Source organism: Arthrobacter sp. N1, assembly GCF_048288285.1.
GTDB lineage: Bacteria > Actinomycetota > Actinomycetes > Actinomycetales > Micrococcaceae > Arthrobacter_D.
This window is the reverse complement of the sequence record NZ_CP102608.1, coordinates 3,388,725-3,407,120: the sequence shown is the minus strand read 5'-3', so window position 1 is coordinate 3,407,120 and position 18,396 is coordinate 3,388,725. Positions and strand designations below refer to the sequence as shown.

Here is an 18,396-nt window from a genome sequence, read left to right as displayed (position 1 = left end):
TCCAGCGTGTGGCGGCCGGCTGCTCCATCACAGACCGGACAGCGATTTCTCGGGGATCTTCCACGCCCGGGGACGGCTCGGGAGGAGAAGCAGAAGTGCCGTGCCGTTGAATCGTTTCATTAGCACGTTTCAAAGCTATCCTTGCTGCAGACCGAGTGTCAACAGTCCCGCCGGCCGACCGTCCCGCGGGGTCCGAGCGCCGAGGAACCCGAGGTATCGATGGAGAGCCGACCCGTCAGCATCAAGGACGTCGCCGACCGCGCGGGGGTGGCCGTGGGGACGGTGTCCAACGTGCTGAATCATCCCGCGCGGGTCTCGTCCGCCACGCGCGAGCGCGTCCAGGCCGCGATCGACCACCTCGGTTTCGTGCGCAACGACGCCGCCCGGCAACTCCGTGCGGGCCAGAGCCGAACCATCGGGTTGATCGTGCTCGACGTCGGCAACCCGTTCTTCTCCTCGCTCGCGCGTGCCGCGGAGGACTGCGCCGCGGAGAACGGGAGCACGGTGGTGCTGGGGGACAGTGGGCAGGACACCGAGCGCGAGGCCCGCTACATCGACGTCTTCGAGCAGCAGCGCGTGCAGGGCCTGCTCATCTCGCCCGTGGGGGACGTCGGCCCGCGCGTCGAGGCCCTCCGGAAACGCGGCATGCCCGTGGTGCTGGTGGACCGCGTCGATGCGCAGCGACGCTGCAGCTCGGTGTCGGTGGACGACGTCGCAGGCGGCTACATGGCCGTGCGCCACCTCCTCGAAGCGGGGCGCCGCCGCATCGTGTTCGTGGGGACGAAGGCCTCCTTCCGACAGGTGGCCGATCGCCTGGCCGGCGCCCGCCAGGCCGTGGGCGAGCAGGAGGGCGCGGTCCTCGAGGTCGTGGAGGCGGACGCCATGACGGTCCTCGCCGGGCGGGACGTGGGCGGCGTGATCGCCCGTCGGCCGGCGGGCCGTCTGCCGGACGGGATCTTCTGCGCCAACGACCTCCTGGCCATCGGGGTCATGCAGGCCGTGCTCCTGATCCGTGGCCTCCGCATCCCCGAGGACCTGGCACTGATCGGGTACGACGACATCGACTTCTCCGCCTCCGCCGTCGTGCCCCTCTCGAGCGTCCGCAAGCCGACCGAACTCATGGGGCGCACGGCGGTGGAGCTGCTCCTCGAGGAGATCGAGGGCCCGTCCTCGCGGCGCCGCCAGGTGATCTTCGATCCCGAACTGGTGGAGCGCGGCAGCACGACGGCGGCGGTCCGGGCCGCGGGCTGAGCGCCCGGCGGCGGTTTGCGGGCCCGAGCCGAAGCTCGATCCGGGGCTGTTGACGGTGATCTGGGTCACGCCTACTATTCGAGGTGGACCGTTGCTCTGAAACGATTCATTCTTCATCGAGGAGTTGCATTGACGCACTTTGATGGTCGTGGCAGTGACGCCGCGGACCGGGCCGCACCAGCCGGCGGCCGACGGGAGAGCGTGCTGACCCTGCGGGGGGCATTCAAGACCTTCGGGCCGGTCGTCGCCCTCGCCGACGGCACCATCGACCTCGCACCGGGTGAGATCCACGCCCTCGTCGGCGAGAACGGCGCCGGCAAGTCCACGCTCGTCAAGATCCTCGCCGGCGTGCACCAGCCGGACGCAGGGGAGTTCACCGTCGCCGGGCAGGAGGTCAGCTTCCGGACCGTCGCCGACAGCAAGGCGGCCGGCATCTCGGTCATCTATCAGGAGCCCACCCTCTTCCCGGACCTCACGGTGGCGGAGAACATCTTCATCGGCCGCCAGCCCAAGGGCCGCTTCGGACTCATCAGTCGCGGTGAGATGCGCCGCCAGGCCAGGGAGCTCTTCGGGCAGCTGGGCGTCCCCATCGATCCGGACCGTGTGGCGGAGGGTCTCTCGATCGCCGACCAGCAGATCATCGAGATCGCCAAAGCGATCTCCCTGGACGCGCGCATCCTCGTCATGGACGAGCCGACGGCCGCACTCAGCGGTATCGAGGTGGAGCGCCTCTTCGCCGTCGCCCGGCGCCTCCGCGACGCCGGCAGTGGCATCCTGTTCATCTCCCACCGCTTCGACGAGGTCTTCGGCCTCTGCGACCGCATCACGGTCATGCGGGACGGCGCCTACATCGCCACGCACGAGACCGGCGCGACGACGGTCGAGGCGGTGGTCCGCGAGATGGTGGGCCGCGACATCGACGCCCTGTTCCCCAAGACCGAGACGGAAGCGGGGGACGTCGTCCTGCGGGTGAGCGGCCTGACGCGGCCCGGGGTGTTCCACGACATCGACTTCGAGGTGCGTGCCGGCGAGATCGTGGCGCTGTCCGGACTGGTCGGTGCAGGCCGCACGGAGGTGGCCCGTGCGGTCTTCGGCATCGACCGCTACGAGTCCGGCAGCGTGGAGATGCTCGGCCGGACGCTCCGGGGCAAGGACCCGAGGGCGGCGATCGACGCCGGGATCGGCTTCGTGCCGGAGGACCGGCGCAAGCAGGGCCTGGTCATGGAGCTCTCGGTCGAACGCAACGCCGCCCTGACGCTCCGGCACTCGCTCGCCCGCTTCGGGCTGATCAGCGGGAAGGCGGAACGCGAGGCCGCCGCGACCTGGGGGAAGCGCCTCCAGGTCAAGTCCGGTTCACCCGAGCACGCCGTCTCGACACTGTCCGGCGGGAACCAGCAGAAGGTGGTCCTCGCCAAATGGCTCGCCACGGACCCGAAGCTGCTGATCATCGACGAGCCGACCCGCGGGATCGACGTGGGGACCAAGAGCGAGGTGCACCGCCTCATCTCCGAACTCGCGGGCAGGGGCATCGCGATCCTCATGATCTCCTCGGAACTGCCCGAGGTGCTCGGCATGGCCGACCGCGTGCTGGTCATGCGGGAAGGCAGGATCACCGGACGGCTGGACCGCTCCGAGGCCACCTCCGAAACCGTCATGCACGCCGCGACCGCAGCCCTGGAGTCCTCCCGATGAGCCTCGACAGCAGACACGCGGCGCCCGCGCAGCCGGCCGCGCACTCGACGTCCTCCCCCCTCGGCTCGTTCCTCAGGCTCCGCGAGCTGCCCGTCATCCTGGCGCTCGTGCTCCTCGTCGCCGTCACGGCGGCCATCAACCCGCTGTTCCTCAGCGAGCAGGGGGTCAAGGACCTGCTGCTCAACGCGACGATCCTCATGATCCTCGCGGTCGGCCAGACCCTCGTCATCATCACCCGGAACATCGACCTGTCGGTCGGGTCCATCCTCGGCCTGGTCGCCTTCGGGACGGGCAGCGTCTTCGTGGCCGCGCCCGGCCTGCCGATCATCCTGGTCTTCCTCATCGGGATCGCCTTCGGGGCGGTCCTGGGAGCGGTGAACGGACTCCTGATCACCATCGCGAAGGTGCCGGCCCTGGTGATCACGCTCGGGACCCTCTACATCTTCCGAGGCATCAACAACGCCTGGGCCGGGGGCACCCAGTACTTCGCCGGCGATCGGCCCGAGGCCTTCGGCAACCTGTCCGTCGACACCGTTCTCGGGTTCCCCGTGATCACGCTGATCGCCGTCGTCGTGGTCGCGATCGTGGCGGTCTACATGCTCGGCACACGGCCCGGCCGTGACCTGTACGCCATCGGCTCGGAACCGGAGGCCGCGAAGCTCTTCGGCATCCCCGTGACCCGCCGCGTCCTGCTGGCCTTCGTGGTCAACGGCGCGCTGGCCGGACTGGCCGGCGTCCTCTACGCGAGCCGCTTCAACTCCGTGGGCGCGACGACGGGATCCGGACTCGAGCTCGACGTCGTCGCCGCGGCGGTGGTCGGAGGGGTGGCGATCTTCGGTGGCAGCGGCACGGTCGTCGGTGCGGCGATCGGTGCACTGCTCCTGACCACGATCACCAGCGCCCTGACCGCCCTCCGCGTCGACAAGTTCTGGCAGCAGGCGATCGTCGGCATCCTCATCCTCGCCGCCGTCGTGATCGACCGCATCGCCGGAGTGCGTGCCGCCCGCAAGCTCAGGATCGCCGAGGCCCGCAATGTCTGACCGCCTCGCCGGCCGACCCGGCCCGCAGGCGGCAGCCGTCCCGGGCGGCGTGGGGGCGCAGGCCCCGGCGGAGGACGGGCTCCGGGACGCAGGGCAGGACACAGGGCAGCACACAGGGCAAGACTCAGCGGAAGGCAGGCGCATGGCCGCCCCAGACACCAGGACGTCCGAGCCGGTCGCTGCGGGCGGTGCCGTGCAGCACACGGCCGGCACCGCGAAGGTCCTCGCCGTCCCCAAGGGCCGGACGGGCGCCGCACGGCTGCTGCTCGGCCGTGACGCGGTGATGATCTACCTGCTCCTCGTCGTCGTGATCTATGCGTGCCTCGTCATCCCCCGGTTCGCCTCGCCCGTGACCGTCGGGTTCCTCCTCCTGGACGTGATCCCCACGCTGCTGATCGCGCTGCCGATGACGCTGGTCATCATCTCCGGGGAGATCGATCTCTCGGTGGCGAGCATCGCGGGGCTGACCAGTGCGCTGATGGGTGTCCTGTGGCAGGCGGGCGTACCGATCGCCCTGGTCCTGGTGATCTGCCTCCTCGCCGGTCTCGCCGCCGGGGCCTTCAACGGGGTGCTGATCGCCTACCTGGGGTTGCCCTCCCTTGCGGTGACCATCGGTACGCTCGCCCTGTTCCGCGGGCTCGCGCTCGTGGTGATCGGCGACAACGCCGTGGCGAACTTCCCTCCCGCGCTCACGGCGTTCTTCACCTCGAAGATCGGCGGTACGGGCATCCCCACGGTCATGATCGGCGTCGTCCTGCTGATCCTCGCCTTCGCCGTCGTCCTGCACTTCACGCCGTTCGGCCGCGGGCTCTTCGCCCTCGGCTACAGCAAGGAGGCCGCGACCTTCGTCGGTATCGACGTGGCCCGCTCGAAGTTCCTGCTGTACCTCGCGACCGGGACGGTGTCCGCCCTGGCGGGCATCTACTGGACGCTGCGCTACTCGAGTGCCCGCAGCGACAACGCCAGCGGCCTGGAGCTGGCGGTCATCGCGGCGGTGCTGCTCGGCGGCGTGTCCATCTTCGGCGGCAAGGGCTCCATCCCGGGGGTCCTCGCCGGGGTTCTGCTGATCGGCACCATCAACTACGCACTGAAACTGGATCGCGTCTCCGAGGTGGTCCTCATCATCGTGACCGGTTCCCTCCTCATCCTCTCGGTCGTGGCCCCCACCATCACCGACGCCCTCCGGCGGGCCCGCCATGCGCGGCGTGTCCGCTCCGCACCACTTTCCTAGGCCGTCCCCCTAGGTTCGCACCCGGCGACTGGTCCCCAGCGCCCATCGAAAGGAAGAAACAATGAGGTTCATCCATTCAGGAACCACCCGACGCCGAGCGGCTTTCGTTGCCCTGGCGACGAGCACCGCGCTTGTCCTCAGCGCCTGCGGCGGTGGAGCAGCGTCCGAGGGCGGCGGTTCCGAGGGCGGCAGCGGGTCCGACGGCGAGCAGACCGTCACCTTCATCCCCAAGCAGCTCAACAACCCCTACACCGACGTGGTGCTCGGGGGCGGGGAGGACGGCGCATCGGAGGCCGGGTTCGCCTCCTCGGAGGTCGTGGGGCCGCTGGATGCCAGCGCGTCCAGCCAGGTCTCCTTCATCAACGCGGAGACGCAGCGCGGCACCAACGTGATCGTGATCGCCGCGAACGACCCCGACGCCGTCGGCCCCGCCCTCGAGGAGGCCCGCACCGCCGGAGCCAAGATCGTGGCGTTCGACTCCGACACCAACCCCGATTACCGCGACGTCTTCGTCAGCCAGGTCGACGCGAAGGACGTGGCACTCATCCAGCTCGAGCTCGTCTCCGAGCAGATCGGCGGCGAGGGCGAGATCGCCATCCTCTCGGCCACGGCGAACGCCACCAACCAGAACGAGTGGATCAAGTACATGGAGGAGGAGTTGGCCGCCAACCCCGACTACGCGGGTATCGAGCTCGTGGCGAAGGTCTACGGCGACGACGACGACACGAAGTCCTTCCAGGAGGCGCAGGGCCTGCTGCAGGCATACCCGGACCTCAAGGGCATCATCTCGCCCACCACGGTCGGGATCGCCGCCACCGGCCGCTACCTCTCCACGTCGGAGTACAAGGGCAAGGTCGCGCTGACAGGGCTGGGGCTGCCGAACGAGATGCGCCCCTTCGTCAAGGACGGCACCGTGACGGAGTTCGCGCTCTGGGATCCGGCACAGCTCGGCTACGTCGCCGCCTTCGCGGGCAAGGCACTGGCCGACGGCGACATCACCGGCGAGCCCGGCGACACCTTCGAGGCCGGCGAGCTCGGCGAGCGTGAGATCGGCGAGGGCGGGATCGTCCTGGTCGGCCCGCCCACGCAGTTCAACGCGGAGAACATCGACGACTACGACTTCTAGCCGCACGAGCGGGGCGGGGCGCCCACCACGGCGTCCCGCCCTTCCGCACCCCTTCCTTCCGCACCCCTTCGTCGTTCCGCACCCCCTGCCCTTCCGCACCCCCGCCCGCCGTTCCGCTTCCCGTCGAGGAGCCACCATGACCACCGATTCCACGGGTGCGCCCTCCGCATCGCCCGCCCTGTCAGGGGTGCTCGAACCGGTCCGACGCCGGCCGACCCGCCTGGGCCTGGTGTCCGGAGGGCTCGGCGCCTACTGGCCCCAGTTCCCGGACCTGCTCCCGCAGCTCAGGGAGTCGGCGCGGTACGTGACGGAGCGCTTCACCGCCCTCGATGCCGAGGTCACCGACGTCGGCTTCGTGTCCGATCCCCGTGAGGCCGCCGTGGCGGCCGAAGAGCTGCGCCGCGCGGACTGCGACCTGATCGTCATCTTCCTCACCACCTACCTGACGTCCTCGATGGTGCTGCCGATCGCCCAGCGCGCGAAGACGCCCGTCCTGGTGATCGACCTGCAGCCCACCGAGGCCATGGACCACGCGAACGTCGACACGGGGACATGGCTCGCGTACTGCGGCCAGTGCCCCGTGCCGGAGGTGGCGAACGTGTTCAAGCGTGCCGGTATACCCTTCCGTTCCGTGTCCGGCTACCTGACGCAGGAGTCCGCCTGGGCGCGGATCGACCAGTGGGTCCACGCCGCCGGGGTGCGCGGCCGGCTGCGCCACGCCCGCCACGGACTCATGGGCCACGTCTATCCGGGCATGCTCGACGTCTCGACGGACCTGACCTCGGTGTCGACGACCTTCGGCTCCCACGTGGAGGTCCTCGAGTTCGACGACCTCCGCGAGCTCGTCGCCGAGGTGACCGACGAGCAGGTGCGTGAGCGCCTGGCGCTGGCGCGTAGCCTCTTCAGCGTCGACGAGTCCGTGGACGACGGCGATTTCGCCTGGGGCGCGCAGGTGTCGGTGGGACTCGATCGGCTGGTCGCCGAGTTCGACCTCGATTCGCTCGCCTACTACCACCGGGGCCTCGCCGGCGAGCAGCACGAGCGGCTCGGAGCGGGGATGATCCTCGGGGCTTCGATCCTCACGGCCCGCGGCGTCCCCATGGCGGGCGAGTACGAACTGCGGACCTCGATCGCGATGCTCGCCGCCCAGGCCATGGGCGCGGGCGGATCCTTCACGGAGATCCAGGCCCTCAACTTCTTCGACGGCGTGGTGGAGATGGGCCATGACGGGCCGGCCCATCTCGCCGTCAGCGCCGCGGACCCGCTCCTGCGCGGGCTCGGCGTCTTCCATGGCAAGCGCGGGTGGGGCGTCTCGGTCGAGTTCGACGTGCGCCACGGGCCGGTCACCACCTTCGGGATCGGTCAGGATCCGGACGGCTCCTACGTCTTCGTCACGTCCGAGGGCACCGTGGTACCCGGGCCTCTCCTGGCGATCGGCAATACGACGTCGCGCGTGGACTTCGGCGGTGACCCCGGACTGTGGGTCGACGCGTGGAGCCAGACCGGCATCGGCCACCACTGGGCACTGTGCGTGGGGCACCGTGCGGCCGATGTGAAGGCGGCCGCGTCCCTCCTCGGTGTCGAGCACCGCCACGTCACCCTCTGACAGCCCACCCCCAGATCGACCACAGACCGACCACAGATCATCGAGACACCAAGGAGAACCCATGGAACGCGTCTGCTTCCAGTTGCAGATCCGCCCCGAGAGCATCCCCGAGTACCGGGAGCGGCATGCAGCCATCTGGCCGGAGATGGCGCGGGCGCTGAAGGACACGGGGTGGGACAACTACTCCCTGTTCCTGCGGCCGGACGGGATGCTGATCGGCTACATGGAGTGCGAGGACTTCGCCGCGTCCCAGGCCGCCATGGCCGCCACGGAGGTCAACGGGCGGTGGCAGGCGGAGATGGCGCCGTTCTTCGTCGCGCTGGAGGGGCGCCCGGACGAGGGGTTCCTGCGCCTCGAGGAGGTCTTCCACCTCGAGGACCAGCTGTAGGGCAGTGGCGGGGTTGTCCCGGCCCGGAGCCGGACGTCCCGCACGGCCTCGCATCTCACGGTCCATCGAGGCCGGTCCTGCCGGGACCGTCGCCTTTGCCGCCAGGCACTGATCCGTTCCGTCCGCAGGGACAGGGAGTGCCGATTCAGGGGTCGACGGAGATCCGGGGGATCGAGGCCGTGACCAGGGAGCCGTCGGCACGCCTGCTCCCCTCGATGTCGCTCGTGGTCGGCGTCCCGGTGAGGCGTGGGCCCTGATCCTCGAGCGCCACGGTGACCGGACCGGACGCCGTCACCGTCACCGATCGGCCGTGGACCCAGACGGTCGCGGTGTCACCGGTCTCGACCGTGAACGTGATGGCCTGCTGCGTCACCTCGACGCGCAGTCGCGTCCCCCGCAGGGTGACCCGGAAGGTCACGCGCGTCCACGCGACCGGCAGCCTCGGCTCGAAGGTGATGCGGCCCCCGTGGTCGCGCATGCCCCCGAAGCCGTACACCAGGGCGCTCCACACGCCGCCGGTCGAGGCTACGTGGATGCCGTCGGACGTGTTCCGGTGCAGGTCGGCGAGGTCCACGAAGAGCGACGACATGAAGTACCTCAGCGCGAGGTCGTGGTAGCCGACCTCGGCGGCAATGATCGACTGCACCACGGCGGAGAGCGTGGAGTCCCCTGTGGTGAGCGCCTCGTAGTACTCGAAGTCGGATCGCTTCTGCTGCATCGTGAACTCGTGTCCCTGCAGGAGCAGCGCGAGGACGACGTCGGCCTGCTTGAGGACCTGGAAGCGGTAGATCACCAGAGGGTGGTAGTGGAGCAGGAGTGGGCGCTTGTCCGGGGGAGTGTTCTCGAGGTCCCAGAGCTCCTTCTCGAGGAACGCGGCGTCCTGGGGGTGGATGCCGGCGCGTTCGTCGAACGGGATGTGCATGCTCTCGGCGGCATGTGTCCATTCCCAGAGTTCGTCCTCCTGGAGGTCCAGCCGCGCGACCATCCGGGCGTGCGCGGCGGGATCCACGTCGGCGAGTGATTCGACGGCGCGCACCGCGGAGCGGAGGTTGGCCCGCGCCATCACGTTCGTGTAGAGGTTGTCGTTGACCACCGTCGTGTACTCGTCGGGTCCGGTGACGCCGTGGATGTGGAAGTTGTCATCCCCGTTGCTCCGCCAGAACCCGAGATCGGCCCACATCCTCGCTGTCTCGACGAGGACGTCGACGGCGCCTCGGTGGAGGAAGTCGTCGTCGCCCGTCGCCGCCACGTACTGCATCATGGCGTGGGAGATGTCGGCGTCGATGTGGTACTGCGCGGTGCTCGCTGCGTAGTAGGCGGAGGACTCCTGGCCGTTGATGGTTCGCCAGGGGAAGAGGGCGCCGCGCTGGTTCAGTTCGCCGGCGCGCGCACGGGCGGAGTCGAGCATCGACTGCCGGAAGCGCAGTGCGTTCCGCGCGACGGTGGGCGCGGTGTAGCTCAGGAACGGCAGGACGTACACCTCGGTGTCCCAGAAGTAGTGCCCGCCGTAGCCGGAGCCCGAGACGCCCTTCGCCGCGATACCGCCGCCGTCGGTCCTGGCGGTGGACTGCGCGAGCTGGAAGATGTTCCAGCGGACCGCCTGCTGGACGGTGGGCTGGCCCTCGATCTCGACGTCGGAGCGGGTCCAGAAGTCGGCGAGCCAGTCCTTCTGCTTGCCGAAATGCTCCTCCACCGTCGTCTCGCGGGCGCGGTCGAGGGTGCGGCCGCAGCGGTCGGCGAGCTCGCGGGCGGGCACGCTGCGGGACGTGTGGTAGCTGATGGTCTTCAGGAGGCGGACGGGATGGCCGGGCCTCGCGCGGACGCGGTAGACGTGCTTCGCGAGGTCGTCCTCGATGTGCGAGCTCTGGTCCCATTCGTTGTCCGTGAGCAGTTCGTGCTCCATGGCGCAGGCGATGGTCATGCGCGAGTTGGTGGTGCTGTAGCCGAGCAGGTAGCGCGGACCGTCGGAGCGCTTCAGCCGCGGCTGCAGCACGCGGTCGCGGAACGATTCCGCCTTGCGGGGGTCGAAGGACTCCCCGTCGACCGGGGCGCTGACGTGGTACTCGTCCAGGCCGTCCTGCCGGTTGAGGATCTGGCTGGAGATGAGGATGGAGGCGTCGGCGTCGAGCATCTCCACCTCGTAGTCGATGAGGGCGAGGTGCCGGTCGGTGAAGGAGACCAGGCGGCGCGAGCGGATGAGGACACGCTTGCCCGACGGCGTCCGCCACTCGATCTCGCGGGTGAGGACGCCGTCGAGGAAGGAGAGACGCCTGGTGTGCCGGAGGATGTCGGCGCGCGTGAGCACGAAGGGCTCGTCGTCGACGTACAGCCGGATGATCTTGGCATCCGGCACGTTGACGATCGTCTGGCCCACGCGGGCGAATCCGAAGGCCTCCTCGGCGTGCTGGATGGGCCAGGTCTCGTGGAATCCGTTGATGAAGGTGCCGGCGTCGTAGCCGTCCCTCCCCTCATCGAGGTTGCCGCGCATCCCGAGATAGCCGTTGCCGACGGTGAAGAGGGTCTCGTTGCGGCCCGCATGGGCGCCGTCGAACTCGGTCTCGACGAGGGCCCACTCGTCCACCGGGAAGTGGTTGCGGTCCACGGGGTCTGCTGGGGGGAAGATCATGGGGTTCCTGTACTGGGTGAGCGGAAGCGGGCAGGCAGCGGCGGCGTCAGCCGGCGGCGAGGAAGGGGATCAGTTCGGCGAGATCGTCCACGACGACGTCCGCCCCGTCGCCCAGGAGTGTCGCAACACCCACGCCGCGATCGACGCCGATCACGAGCCCGAAATCACCGGCACGACCGGCGGCCACCCCGGAGGGGGCGTCCTCGACGACGGCGCAGGCCGAGGCCGGAAGGCCGAGCAGTTCCGCCGCGTGGAGATACGTGTCGGGGGCCGGCTTACCCGCGATGCCGAGCTCCGCCGCCAGCAGGCCGTCGACCACGGTGCCGAGACGTGCGGTGAGGCCGGCCGCCGCGAGCACCGCTGTGCCGTTCCGTGAACTGGTGACGACGGCCGTCCGGAGGCCGGCCGTCCGCGCGGCGTCGAGCAGTGCGAGGGAGCCGGGGTAGGCCGCGACACCCTGTTCCTCGAGGGTCTCGTTGAAGGTCCGGTTCTTCCGGTTGCCGAGGCCGCACACCGTGTCCAGCGTCGGCGCGTCCTCGGGTGAACCTTCGGGCAGGGTGATGCCGCGGGAGGCGAGCAGGGCCCTGACGCCGTCGTATCGCGGGCGTCCGTCGATGTGCGTGAAGTAGTCCTCGTCTGTGTAGGGGCGGTCGATTCCCCGGCCCGCAAGGTATTCGGAGAAGAGGCGGGCCCAGGCACGCATGTGCACCTCGGCGGTCGGGGTCAGTACGCCGTCGAGGTCGAAGAGGAGGGCCTGCAGGGAGGCCAGCCGGGCCATGGCGGGGGAAGGGTGCACGGAGTGGCTTTCGGGAGGGTCGGTACACCATCCCGCCTGCGCGGGGTCGATGGTGTCGGGCGGAGTCGGCGACGACCCTCGGTGGTGCTTCGGGTACGTCGTCGGGTGCGAGGACACGCGACTTTCCGCCCATGTAAAGCGCAACCCTGCGCCGCCATCCTACCCCGGGGAGGTGGAGGGTGCGCAGGATGACGGGGCGCCCACCGGTCGTCCGCTGCCGGCACGGTCCCCCGTGCCGGCAGCGGACGGTCCTGCCCGGTCAGGGGGTGACGACCAGCTTGCCGACTGTGTGACCTTCTGCTGCCCGCCGGTGCGCGTCGGCGATGTCGGCGAGGGCGTAGCGTCGTTCCACCCGGAGGGCGACGAGCCCGGGGATCACCCCGGCCCCCGGGCCGGGACGGACGGCGCTGCGGGCCTCAGGCCAGGTGACTCGTCTGGTCGGCGATCGGAACCGAGCCCGCAACCGCGACATCGCCGGTGTGGGAGGTCGTGACCGTCTCGACGAGGACGATGTGCACTTCCTCCTCGGCGACGGGATTGTGCCGCACGCCGCGCGGTACGACGTAGAACTGCCCGGGTGCCAGTTCCACGGTCGCTTGTCCGTCGATCTCGATCCGCAGGTGCCCCGAGACCACGAGGAACATCTCGTCCTCGTGCTCGTGGGCGTGCCAGACGAGTTCCCCGAGGAGCTTGGCCACCTTGATGTACTGATCATTCACCTGCCCCACGACGCGCGGGGTCCAGTGCCTGGTCACCTGTCGGAGTTCGGCGGCGATGTCTGTTCCGGAGAAGTCGGTCATGGCACCAGTGTCCACCAGGGGGCGGATGACGGACGGTGAACCGTGGATGATGCCGCGGGCGATGATCGATGCCCGTCGCACCGAAGCTGCCCGATCGGGGCTTCGGCCTGCCCCAGGGCAGGTGTATGTCCGGGCACGAGATACCCGCTCCAGGAAGTGCCCGGACATACACCGAGGTCGACGACGTGATCCTCGTATCAGCAATGGAGAGGTTGCCCCGGCGAGGTGCAGGACATCATTCGTCCATCAGAGAGGACGCGGTGCGTAGACGTCAGCGAGCCGATCCATCAGGGCATCCATCCGGGGGTCGACTATTCGGCGTCCCGGGTCCGCGTCATGCCAGGCGATCATCTCTCGAGCGCCCTGGCTGAACGGAATCCTGGCCGCGAATCCGGGGACGAACGAGCGGATTTTCGAGTTGTCGAAAATCATCGTGTGCGATTTGTCGCCCAGTAGACCTGCGCCCCACTCGGGGTCGGCTTCGGCAATGGATTCCGAGGCCACGTGGACCAGGACGGGGTCGGGGACGCCGGCAGCTTCCGCGATCTGGGCATAGATCTGGTTCCACGAAGGGGCCTCCTGGCTGGTGATGTGCACAGCTTCACCGATCGCGCAGGTATTTCCGAGCAGACCGACGAAGCCCCTCGCAAAATCGCGGCTGTGGGTGATCGTCCACAAGGAGGTTCCGTCTCCGGGCACGATGACGGGCCGCCCGGCGCGCATGCGGTCGACAACGGTCCATCCTCCGTCGAACGGGACCAGTGTCTCATCGTAGGTATGAGAGGGTCGCACCATCGTGACGGGAAATCCTTCCGCGCGATAAGCCGTGGTGAGCAGGTCCTCACAGGCAATCTTGTTGCGCGAATACTCCCAGAAGGGATTCCTCAAAGGAGTCGATTCCAGTACGGGCATGTGCGTCGGCGGTGTCTGATAGGCAGAGGCCGAGCTGATGAAGACGTACTGTCGGGTACGTCCGGCGAAGATCTCGATGTCCTGCTTCACCTGCTCGGGAGTGAAATTGACCCAGCTGACCACACAGTCGAAGATGTGACCGGCTGTGGCATCGAGGACCGCCTGCTTGTCCCGGGAGTCGGCGATCAACGTGGTGACCCCCTCGGGAACCGGACGCAGGGTGTTCCTTCCTCGGTTGAGGAGATAGACGTCCATCCCTGCGTCGACTGCCTGTCTCGTGCAGGAGGTGCTGATCACTCCACTCCCGCCGATGAACAATACTTTCAAGCCCTGCATGGTTGTCTCCTGATAATTCATGGAACCCGCCTGTTGTACGGTCCCTGACGATACGCCGCTGAGGGACCGGAATGAGTACGAGCTGAGCTGCGGTCGACGGAGGCACAGGCTGTCCTGTGCCTCCGTCGACCTCGTTGTTCCCGTCACCATCGACGAAGGGTTCGCTGTCGGGTCATTGAGACGATCCGCGGTCGATCTCGGGTCGTATCAACCCCGTCTCGTCAGCCCGCAATCGGCGCGGCCGTACTGTCACGGACGACGAGCCGCGTTGCGAGGTCCATCCGCGGGATGGTTCTGAGGGTGCTTTCACTCATGCGGATCACGAGCCGCGCCGCTTCCTCAGCCATCGCAGTCAGAGGCTGATGCACGGTCGTGAGCGCAGGGCTGGACCACTGGGCAAGCTGGAGATCGTCATACCCGACGATCGACAGATCAACGGGCACACGCAGGCCGAGGGTCCTCGCAGCCTCGATGACGCCGAGCGCCTGGAGGTCGCTCCCCGCAAAGATGGCTGTGGGGCGGTCGGGCATCGTCAGGAGTTCACGAGCGATACTGCGGCCACCATCGACCCGGAAGTTACCGAATCGCACGAAGCGGTCATCTATCTCGATGCCGGCGGTGTTCATGGCGGACCGGTATCCGTCGAGGCGGGCAAAGGAGCACATCATGTCGTCGCGGCCGGTGATCGCGGCGATCCGGGTGTGGCCCAGTTCGATGAGATGGCGGGTGGCGACGAGGCCGCCGGACCAGTTCGCCGACCCGATCGCGGGGACGTCCGAGGCCGGATCCCCGGCCGGATCGATGATCACGAACGGGATGGCACGCGATTGGAGAGTTGCCTTGGCTTCAGCTGCGAGATCGGCGAAGACGAGCACCACCCCGACGGGGCGCCTGCGGAGCACCCCGGTGAGCCAGGCCGGCGACGGGGAGTGGCGGTCGCCCGACTCCGTGAGGACGACGCTCAAATCGTTGGTACGAGCGACATTTTCGACTCCTCGAATGATCTCCATGGCCCACGCCGTTTCGAGTTCGGGAAAGACGAGCTCGATCAAGGTGTCCCTGTTGGGCAAGCCGGGGCGTCGTTGGTACCCGTGCTTACCGAGAAGATCCTCGACTTTCGTTCTCGTCCGCGCGGACACGTCCGAACGGCCGTTGAGGACCTTGGAGACCGTGGAGAGCGAAACACCGGCCTCCGCAGCCAATTCATTGAGCTTGACCTTGCGGCCTGAGTCGATCATCGGGATCCAATCCAACCTCTTGCGGCAAACACTTGCGTCACACCCGGCCATCACTGTTACGCTCACCACACACTAGGTGTCTTCGACGAAAATGTCGAAACTTTCGAGAGGTGTTCAAAGATGAACAAGCACAACATGAGGAAGCTGCTGACCGTCGGGGCGGTATCAGCTCTCGCCCTCGGCGGGCTGTCGGCGTGTGGATCCGGCGATGGAGCAGCGGAAGACGGTGGCGATGTCACCATGACCTTCTGGCACAACTCGACCACCGGCGCCGGCAAGGCGTACTGGGAGGAAACCGCCGCAGCATTCGAGGAGGCGAACCCGGGTGTCACGATCGAGATCCAGTCGATCCAGAACGAAGAGATGGACGGGAAGCTCCAGACGGCGCTGAACTCCGGCGATGCACCCGACATCTTCATGGCGCGCGGCGGCGGCAAGCTCGCAGATGTCGTCGCGGCCGGGCAGGCCATGGACATCACGGACTCCATCGACGACGCCACCAAAGCCGCTGTGCCCGAGAGCGTGCTGAACGCCTTCGCGGTCGACGGCAAGATCTACGGCATGCCGACAGCCCTGCTGCCCGGTGGCATCTACTACAGCCAGGATCTCCTCACCGAAGCGGGCGTCGAAGGAACACCGACCACCATCGACGAGCTCGGTTCAGCCGTCGACGGTCTCAAGGGCGCGGGCATCGATCCCATCGCGGTCGGCGCGAAGGATGCCTGGCCTGCTGCTCACTGGTACTACTTCTTCGCGGTTCGAGCCTGCTCGCAGGACGCCATCAACACGGCCGCCGACACCATGGAGTTCGATGACCCGTGCTGGCTGGAGGCCGGTGACAACCTGCAGGCATTTGTCGACACGGAGCCGTTCAACAACGGATTCCTCACCACCTCGGCGCAGCAGGGCGCGGGTAGCTCTGCCGGACTCCTCGCCAACAAGAAGGCAGCCATGGAGCTCATGGGAGCGTGGAACCCCGGTGTCATCGCTTCGCTGACTCCTGACGAGAAGCCTCTGCCGGACCTGGGGTGGTTCCCGTTCCCGGAGGTCGATGGCGGCGACGGTGAGCCTGGCGCCATGATGGGCGGTGTCGACGGATTCACCTGCTCCGCTCAGGCACCCCAGGAAGAGTGCACCGCTTTCCTGAACTTCTTCATGCAGCAGGAGCAGCAGGAAGGCTACGCAGCGGCGTTCCAGACGATCCCCGCCAACCAGGACGCCCAGGCGGCTGTCACTGATCCGGCGCTCCAGTCGATCCTCGAGGCGTACAACGAAGCACCGTACGTCACCGTGTGGCTCGACACCCTCTTCGGACAGAACGTCGGCAACGCGCTGAACACGGGCGCCGTCGACATGTTCGCCGGACAGGGCACAGCCGAGGACATCGTCTCCGGTATGAGCGACGCAGCGGCCAAGGGCTAGCAGCGGATCATGAGTGAACCTGCAGGGGGCGCTCCGTCGATGACGGACCAGCGACCGCCGCGGGACACGGTTGCGGCAGGGGATGGCGCTCATGCGGCGTCCCCTGCCGCACCGCGACCCAGGCGGCGTGCGGCGGATTGGCGCAAGCGCCTCGAGATCATCCTTCTGGCCGGGCCGGCGATCGTCGTCTTCGTCAGCTTCGTCATCTTCCCGGTCGTCCTCGCCGGCTACTACGGTTTCTTCCGCTGGAAGGGCTTCGGGCCGGCCACCGACTTCGTCGGTTTCGAGAACTACCTGATCATTCTCCAGGACAGCGCGTTCCACGATGTGCTGCGCCATAACGGGTTCATCCTGGTACTCTCTTTGGTCATCCAGGGCCCCATTGCGATCGTCCTCGCGCTCTTGCTGAACCAGAAGATCCGCGGCCGCTCGATCATCCGCGTACTCATCTTCGTCCCGTACATCATCTCCGAGGTCATCGTCGGCATCGGCTGGGGTCTCATGTTGCAGACGTCCGGTTCGGTCAACGGGGTGCTCGAGAGCATCGGGTTGGGTGCTTTCCAGAAGGACTGGCTCTCCGATCCGAGTATCGCCATCTGGTCACTGATGGTGATCATCTCGTGGAAGTACATCGGCTTCGCCGTCATCCTCTTCCTCGCCGGCTTGCAGAGCATCCCCGACGAATTGTTCGAGGCGGCCGCGATCGACGGAGCCAGCTACTGGCAGATCCAGCGCACCATCACGCTGCCGCTCCTCGGGCCGACCCTGCGGATCTGGGCGTTCCTGTCGATCATCGGCTCGCTGCAGTTGTTCGACCTGGTCTTCATCATCTGGGGCCAGTATGTCGCCTCCACTGCTGGGACCTCGACCATGGCCACCTACATGGTCGCCAACGGACGCACGTCCGGCAACTTCGGCTACGGCAGTGCTGTCGCCGTCGTCATGTTCCTGATCTCCCTCGTCATCGCACTGATCTACCAGCGGTTCGTCCTTTCACGCGACACTGCCGGTGCCCTCACAGAAGGAAAGAAGTGATGGCTGTTCTCGAAGCCCCGCCACGCCTGCACAAGAAGCGTCCGCCGAGTGACCGCCAGGAGTGGGGGAGCCCGGCGACCTATTTCATCGCCTTCGTCTTCATCGCACTCTGTCTCGGACCTGTCGTCTACATCATCCTCGGTGGGTTCCGTGACAACTCGCAGATCACCAATTCGCCCGCCGGGTTCCCGGATCCGTGGAATTTCGACAACTATGCGGAGGTGCTCGCGAGCCGGACCTTCTGGCAGCAGGTCGGCAACTCGGCGATTGCCGGGCTCGCTACGACCATCGGTGTGGTGGTGCTCGGCCTGATGGCGAGCTTCGTCCTCGCGCGGTACAGGTTCGCCGGCCGCGGGGCCATGTACTCACTGTTCGCTGCCGGGCTCATGTTCCCGATGACCGTGGCGATCACGCCGCTCTACATCCTCGTCAGGGAACTGGGCCTGATGAACAGCCTCGCCGGCGTGATACTCCCGCAGATCGCCTTCGGCTTGCCGGTGACGATCATCATCCTGGTGCCGTTCCTCAAGGCCATCCCCGATGAGATCGAAGAGGCGGCGTCGATCGACGGGACCAGCCGGCTGGGCTTCTTCTTCCGGATGGTCGTTCCCCTGTCGTTGCCGGGCGTGGTGACGACGGGCATCCTTGCGTTCGTAGCGAGCTGGAACAGCTATCTCCTGCCGCTGTTCATCCTCGGTGACCAGGCGACGTACACCCTGCCGCTCGGCGTCCAGGCGTTCGCGTCGCAGTATTCGGTGGACACGGCGAAGGTTCTCGCCTTCACCTCCCTGTCCATGATCCCGGCACTCATATTCTTCACGCTGTTCGAGCGTCGCATCGTCGGCGGACTTACCGGCGCCGTCAAAGGTTAGGACCCCCTTGAGCACCACGACATCC

General features: G+C 67.6%; 16 protein-coding genes. 10 read left to right on the top strand and 6 right to left on the bottom strand.

The window, feature by feature from the left end; translation table 11 throughout:
- Nucleotides 1-219 precede the first annotated feature (219 nt).
- The 7 genes from NVV32_RS15865 to NVV32_RS15835 all read left to right on the top strand — a co-directional run bounded on the left by NVV32_RS15865 (nt 220) and on the right by NVV32_RS15835 (nt 8,334).
- A complete protein-coding gene (locus NVV32_RS15865; RefSeq protein WP_422390799.1) occupies nt 220-1,251 on the top strand; it encodes a LacI family DNA-binding transcriptional regulator in 1,032 nt (343 codons plus the stop codon).
- Nucleotides 1,252-1,452: 201 nt separating this feature from the next.
- Complete coding sequence (locus NVV32_RS15860; protein WP_422392066.1) at nt 1,453-2,943, top strand: sugar ABC transporter ATP-binding protein; 1,491 nt, start codon at nt 1,453-1,455, stop codon at nt 2,941-2,943.
- The gene (locus tag NVV32_RS15855) at nt 2,940-3,983 is read left to right on the top strand and encodes an ABC transporter permease (RefSeq protein WP_422390798.1); all 1,044 of its coding nucleotides are present in this window, start codon (nt 2,940-2,942) and stop codon (nt 3,981-3,983) included. Before NVV32_RS15860 ends, NVV32_RS15855 begins: the two co-directional genes overlap by 4 nt.
- Nucleotides 3,984-4,125: 142 nt before the next feature.
- Nucleotides 4,126-5,214, top strand: a complete 1,089-nt coding sequence (locus NVV32_RS15850) for an ABC transporter permease (protein WP_422390797.1) — start codon at nt 4,126-4,128, stop codon at nt 5,212-5,214.
- A gap of 61 nt (nt 5,215-5,275) precedes the next feature.
- Nucleotides 5,276-6,340: a rhamnose ABC transporter substrate-binding protein gene (gene rhaS / locus NVV32_RS15845; RefSeq protein ID WP_422390796.1), complete on the top strand. Its 1,065-nt coding sequence runs from the start codon at nt 5,276-5,278 to the stop codon at nt 6,338-6,340.
- Between the two features lie 136 nt (nt 6,341-6,476).
- The gene (locus NVV32_RS15840; protein WP_422390795.1) at nt 6,477-7,946 is read left to right on the top strand and encodes an arabinose isomerase; all 1,470 of its coding nucleotides are present in this window, start codon (nt 6,477-6,479) and stop codon (nt 7,944-7,946) included.
- A 61-nt stretch (nt 7,947-8,007) separates the two neighbouring features.
- Nucleotides 8,008-8,334 carry an L-rhamnose mutarotase gene (locus NVV32_RS15835; protein WP_055766699.1) on the top strand — a complete coding sequence of 109 codons (327 nt, stop codon included), beginning with the start codon at nt 8,008-8,010 and terminating at the stop codon, nt 8,332-8,334.
- A 145-nt stretch (nt 8,335-8,479) separates the two neighbouring features.
- Here the strand turns inward: NVV32_RS15835 and NVV32_RS15830 are convergent, their stop codons facing one another.
- The 6 genes from NVV32_RS15830 to NVV32_RS15805 form a co-directional block, all read right to left on the bottom strand.
- Nucleotides 8,480-10,960 (bottom strand): glycoside hydrolase family 65 protein, encoded by a 2,481-nt coding sequence (locus NVV32_RS15830; protein ID WP_422390794.1) that lies wholly within the window; start codon nt 10,958-10,960, stop codon nt 8,480-8,482.
- Nucleotides 10,961-11,006: 46 nt separating this feature from the next.
- Nucleotides 11,007-11,738, bottom strand: a complete 732-nt coding sequence (locus tag NVV32_RS15825; protein WP_422392065.1) for an HAD family hydrolase — start codon at nt 11,736-11,738, stop codon at nt 11,007-11,009.
- Nucleotides 11,739-12,015: 277 nt separating this feature from the next.
- Nucleotides 12,016-12,228 (bottom strand): zinc-binding dehydrogenase, encoded by a 213-nt coding sequence (locus NVV32_RS15820; RefSeq protein WP_422390793.1) that lies wholly within the window; start codon nt 12,226-12,228, stop codon nt 12,016-12,018.
- Nucleotides 12,173-12,556: a cupin domain-containing protein gene (locus NVV32_RS15815; protein WP_422390792.1), complete on the bottom strand. Its 384-nt coding sequence runs from the start codon at nt 12,554-12,556 to the stop codon at nt 12,173-12,175. Before NVV32_RS15815 ends, NVV32_RS15820 begins: the two co-directional genes overlap by 56 nt.
- A gap of 246 nt (nt 12,557-12,802) precedes the next feature.
- Nucleotides 12,803-13,825, bottom strand: coding sequence for an NAD-dependent epimerase/dehydratase family protein (locus NVV32_RS15810; RefSeq protein WP_422390791.1), 1,023 nt, complete (start codon nt 13,823-13,825; stop codon nt 12,803-12,805).
- 200 nt (nt 13,826-14,025) lie between these two features.
- Entirely contained in the window at nt 14,026-15,042 is a 1,017-nt protein-coding gene (locus NVV32_RS15805) for a LacI family DNA-binding transcriptional regulator (RefSeq protein WP_055766715.1), read from the bottom strand.
- 120 nt (nt 15,043-15,162) lie between these two features.
- Here NVV32_RS15805 and NVV32_RS15800 point away from each other — a divergent pair, with 120 nt between their 5' ends.
- Genes NVV32_RS15800 through NVV32_RS15790 form a run of 3 tightly spaced genes read left to right on the top strand, consistent with a single transcriptional unit; the run spans nt 15,163 to nt 18,371 of the window.
- Nucleotides 15,163-16,464: an ABC transporter substrate-binding protein gene (locus tag NVV32_RS15800; protein WP_082471197.1), complete on the top strand. Its 1,302-nt coding sequence runs from the start codon at nt 15,163-15,165 to the stop codon at nt 16,462-16,464.
- Between the two features lie 39 nt (nt 16,465-16,503).
- On the top strand, nt 16,504-17,499 hold the full coding sequence (locus tag NVV32_RS15795) for a carbohydrate ABC transporter permease (RefSeq protein ID WP_422392064.1): 996 nt from the start codon (nt 16,504-16,506) through the stop codon (nt 17,497-17,499).
- Nucleotides 17,499-18,371 (top strand): carbohydrate ABC transporter permease, encoded by an 873-nt coding sequence (locus tag NVV32_RS15790; RefSeq protein WP_055766721.1) that lies wholly within the window; start codon nt 17,499-17,501, stop codon nt 18,369-18,371. Before NVV32_RS15795 ends, NVV32_RS15790 begins: the two co-directional genes overlap by 1 nt.
- Nucleotides 18,372-18,396 lie beyond the last annotated feature (25 nt).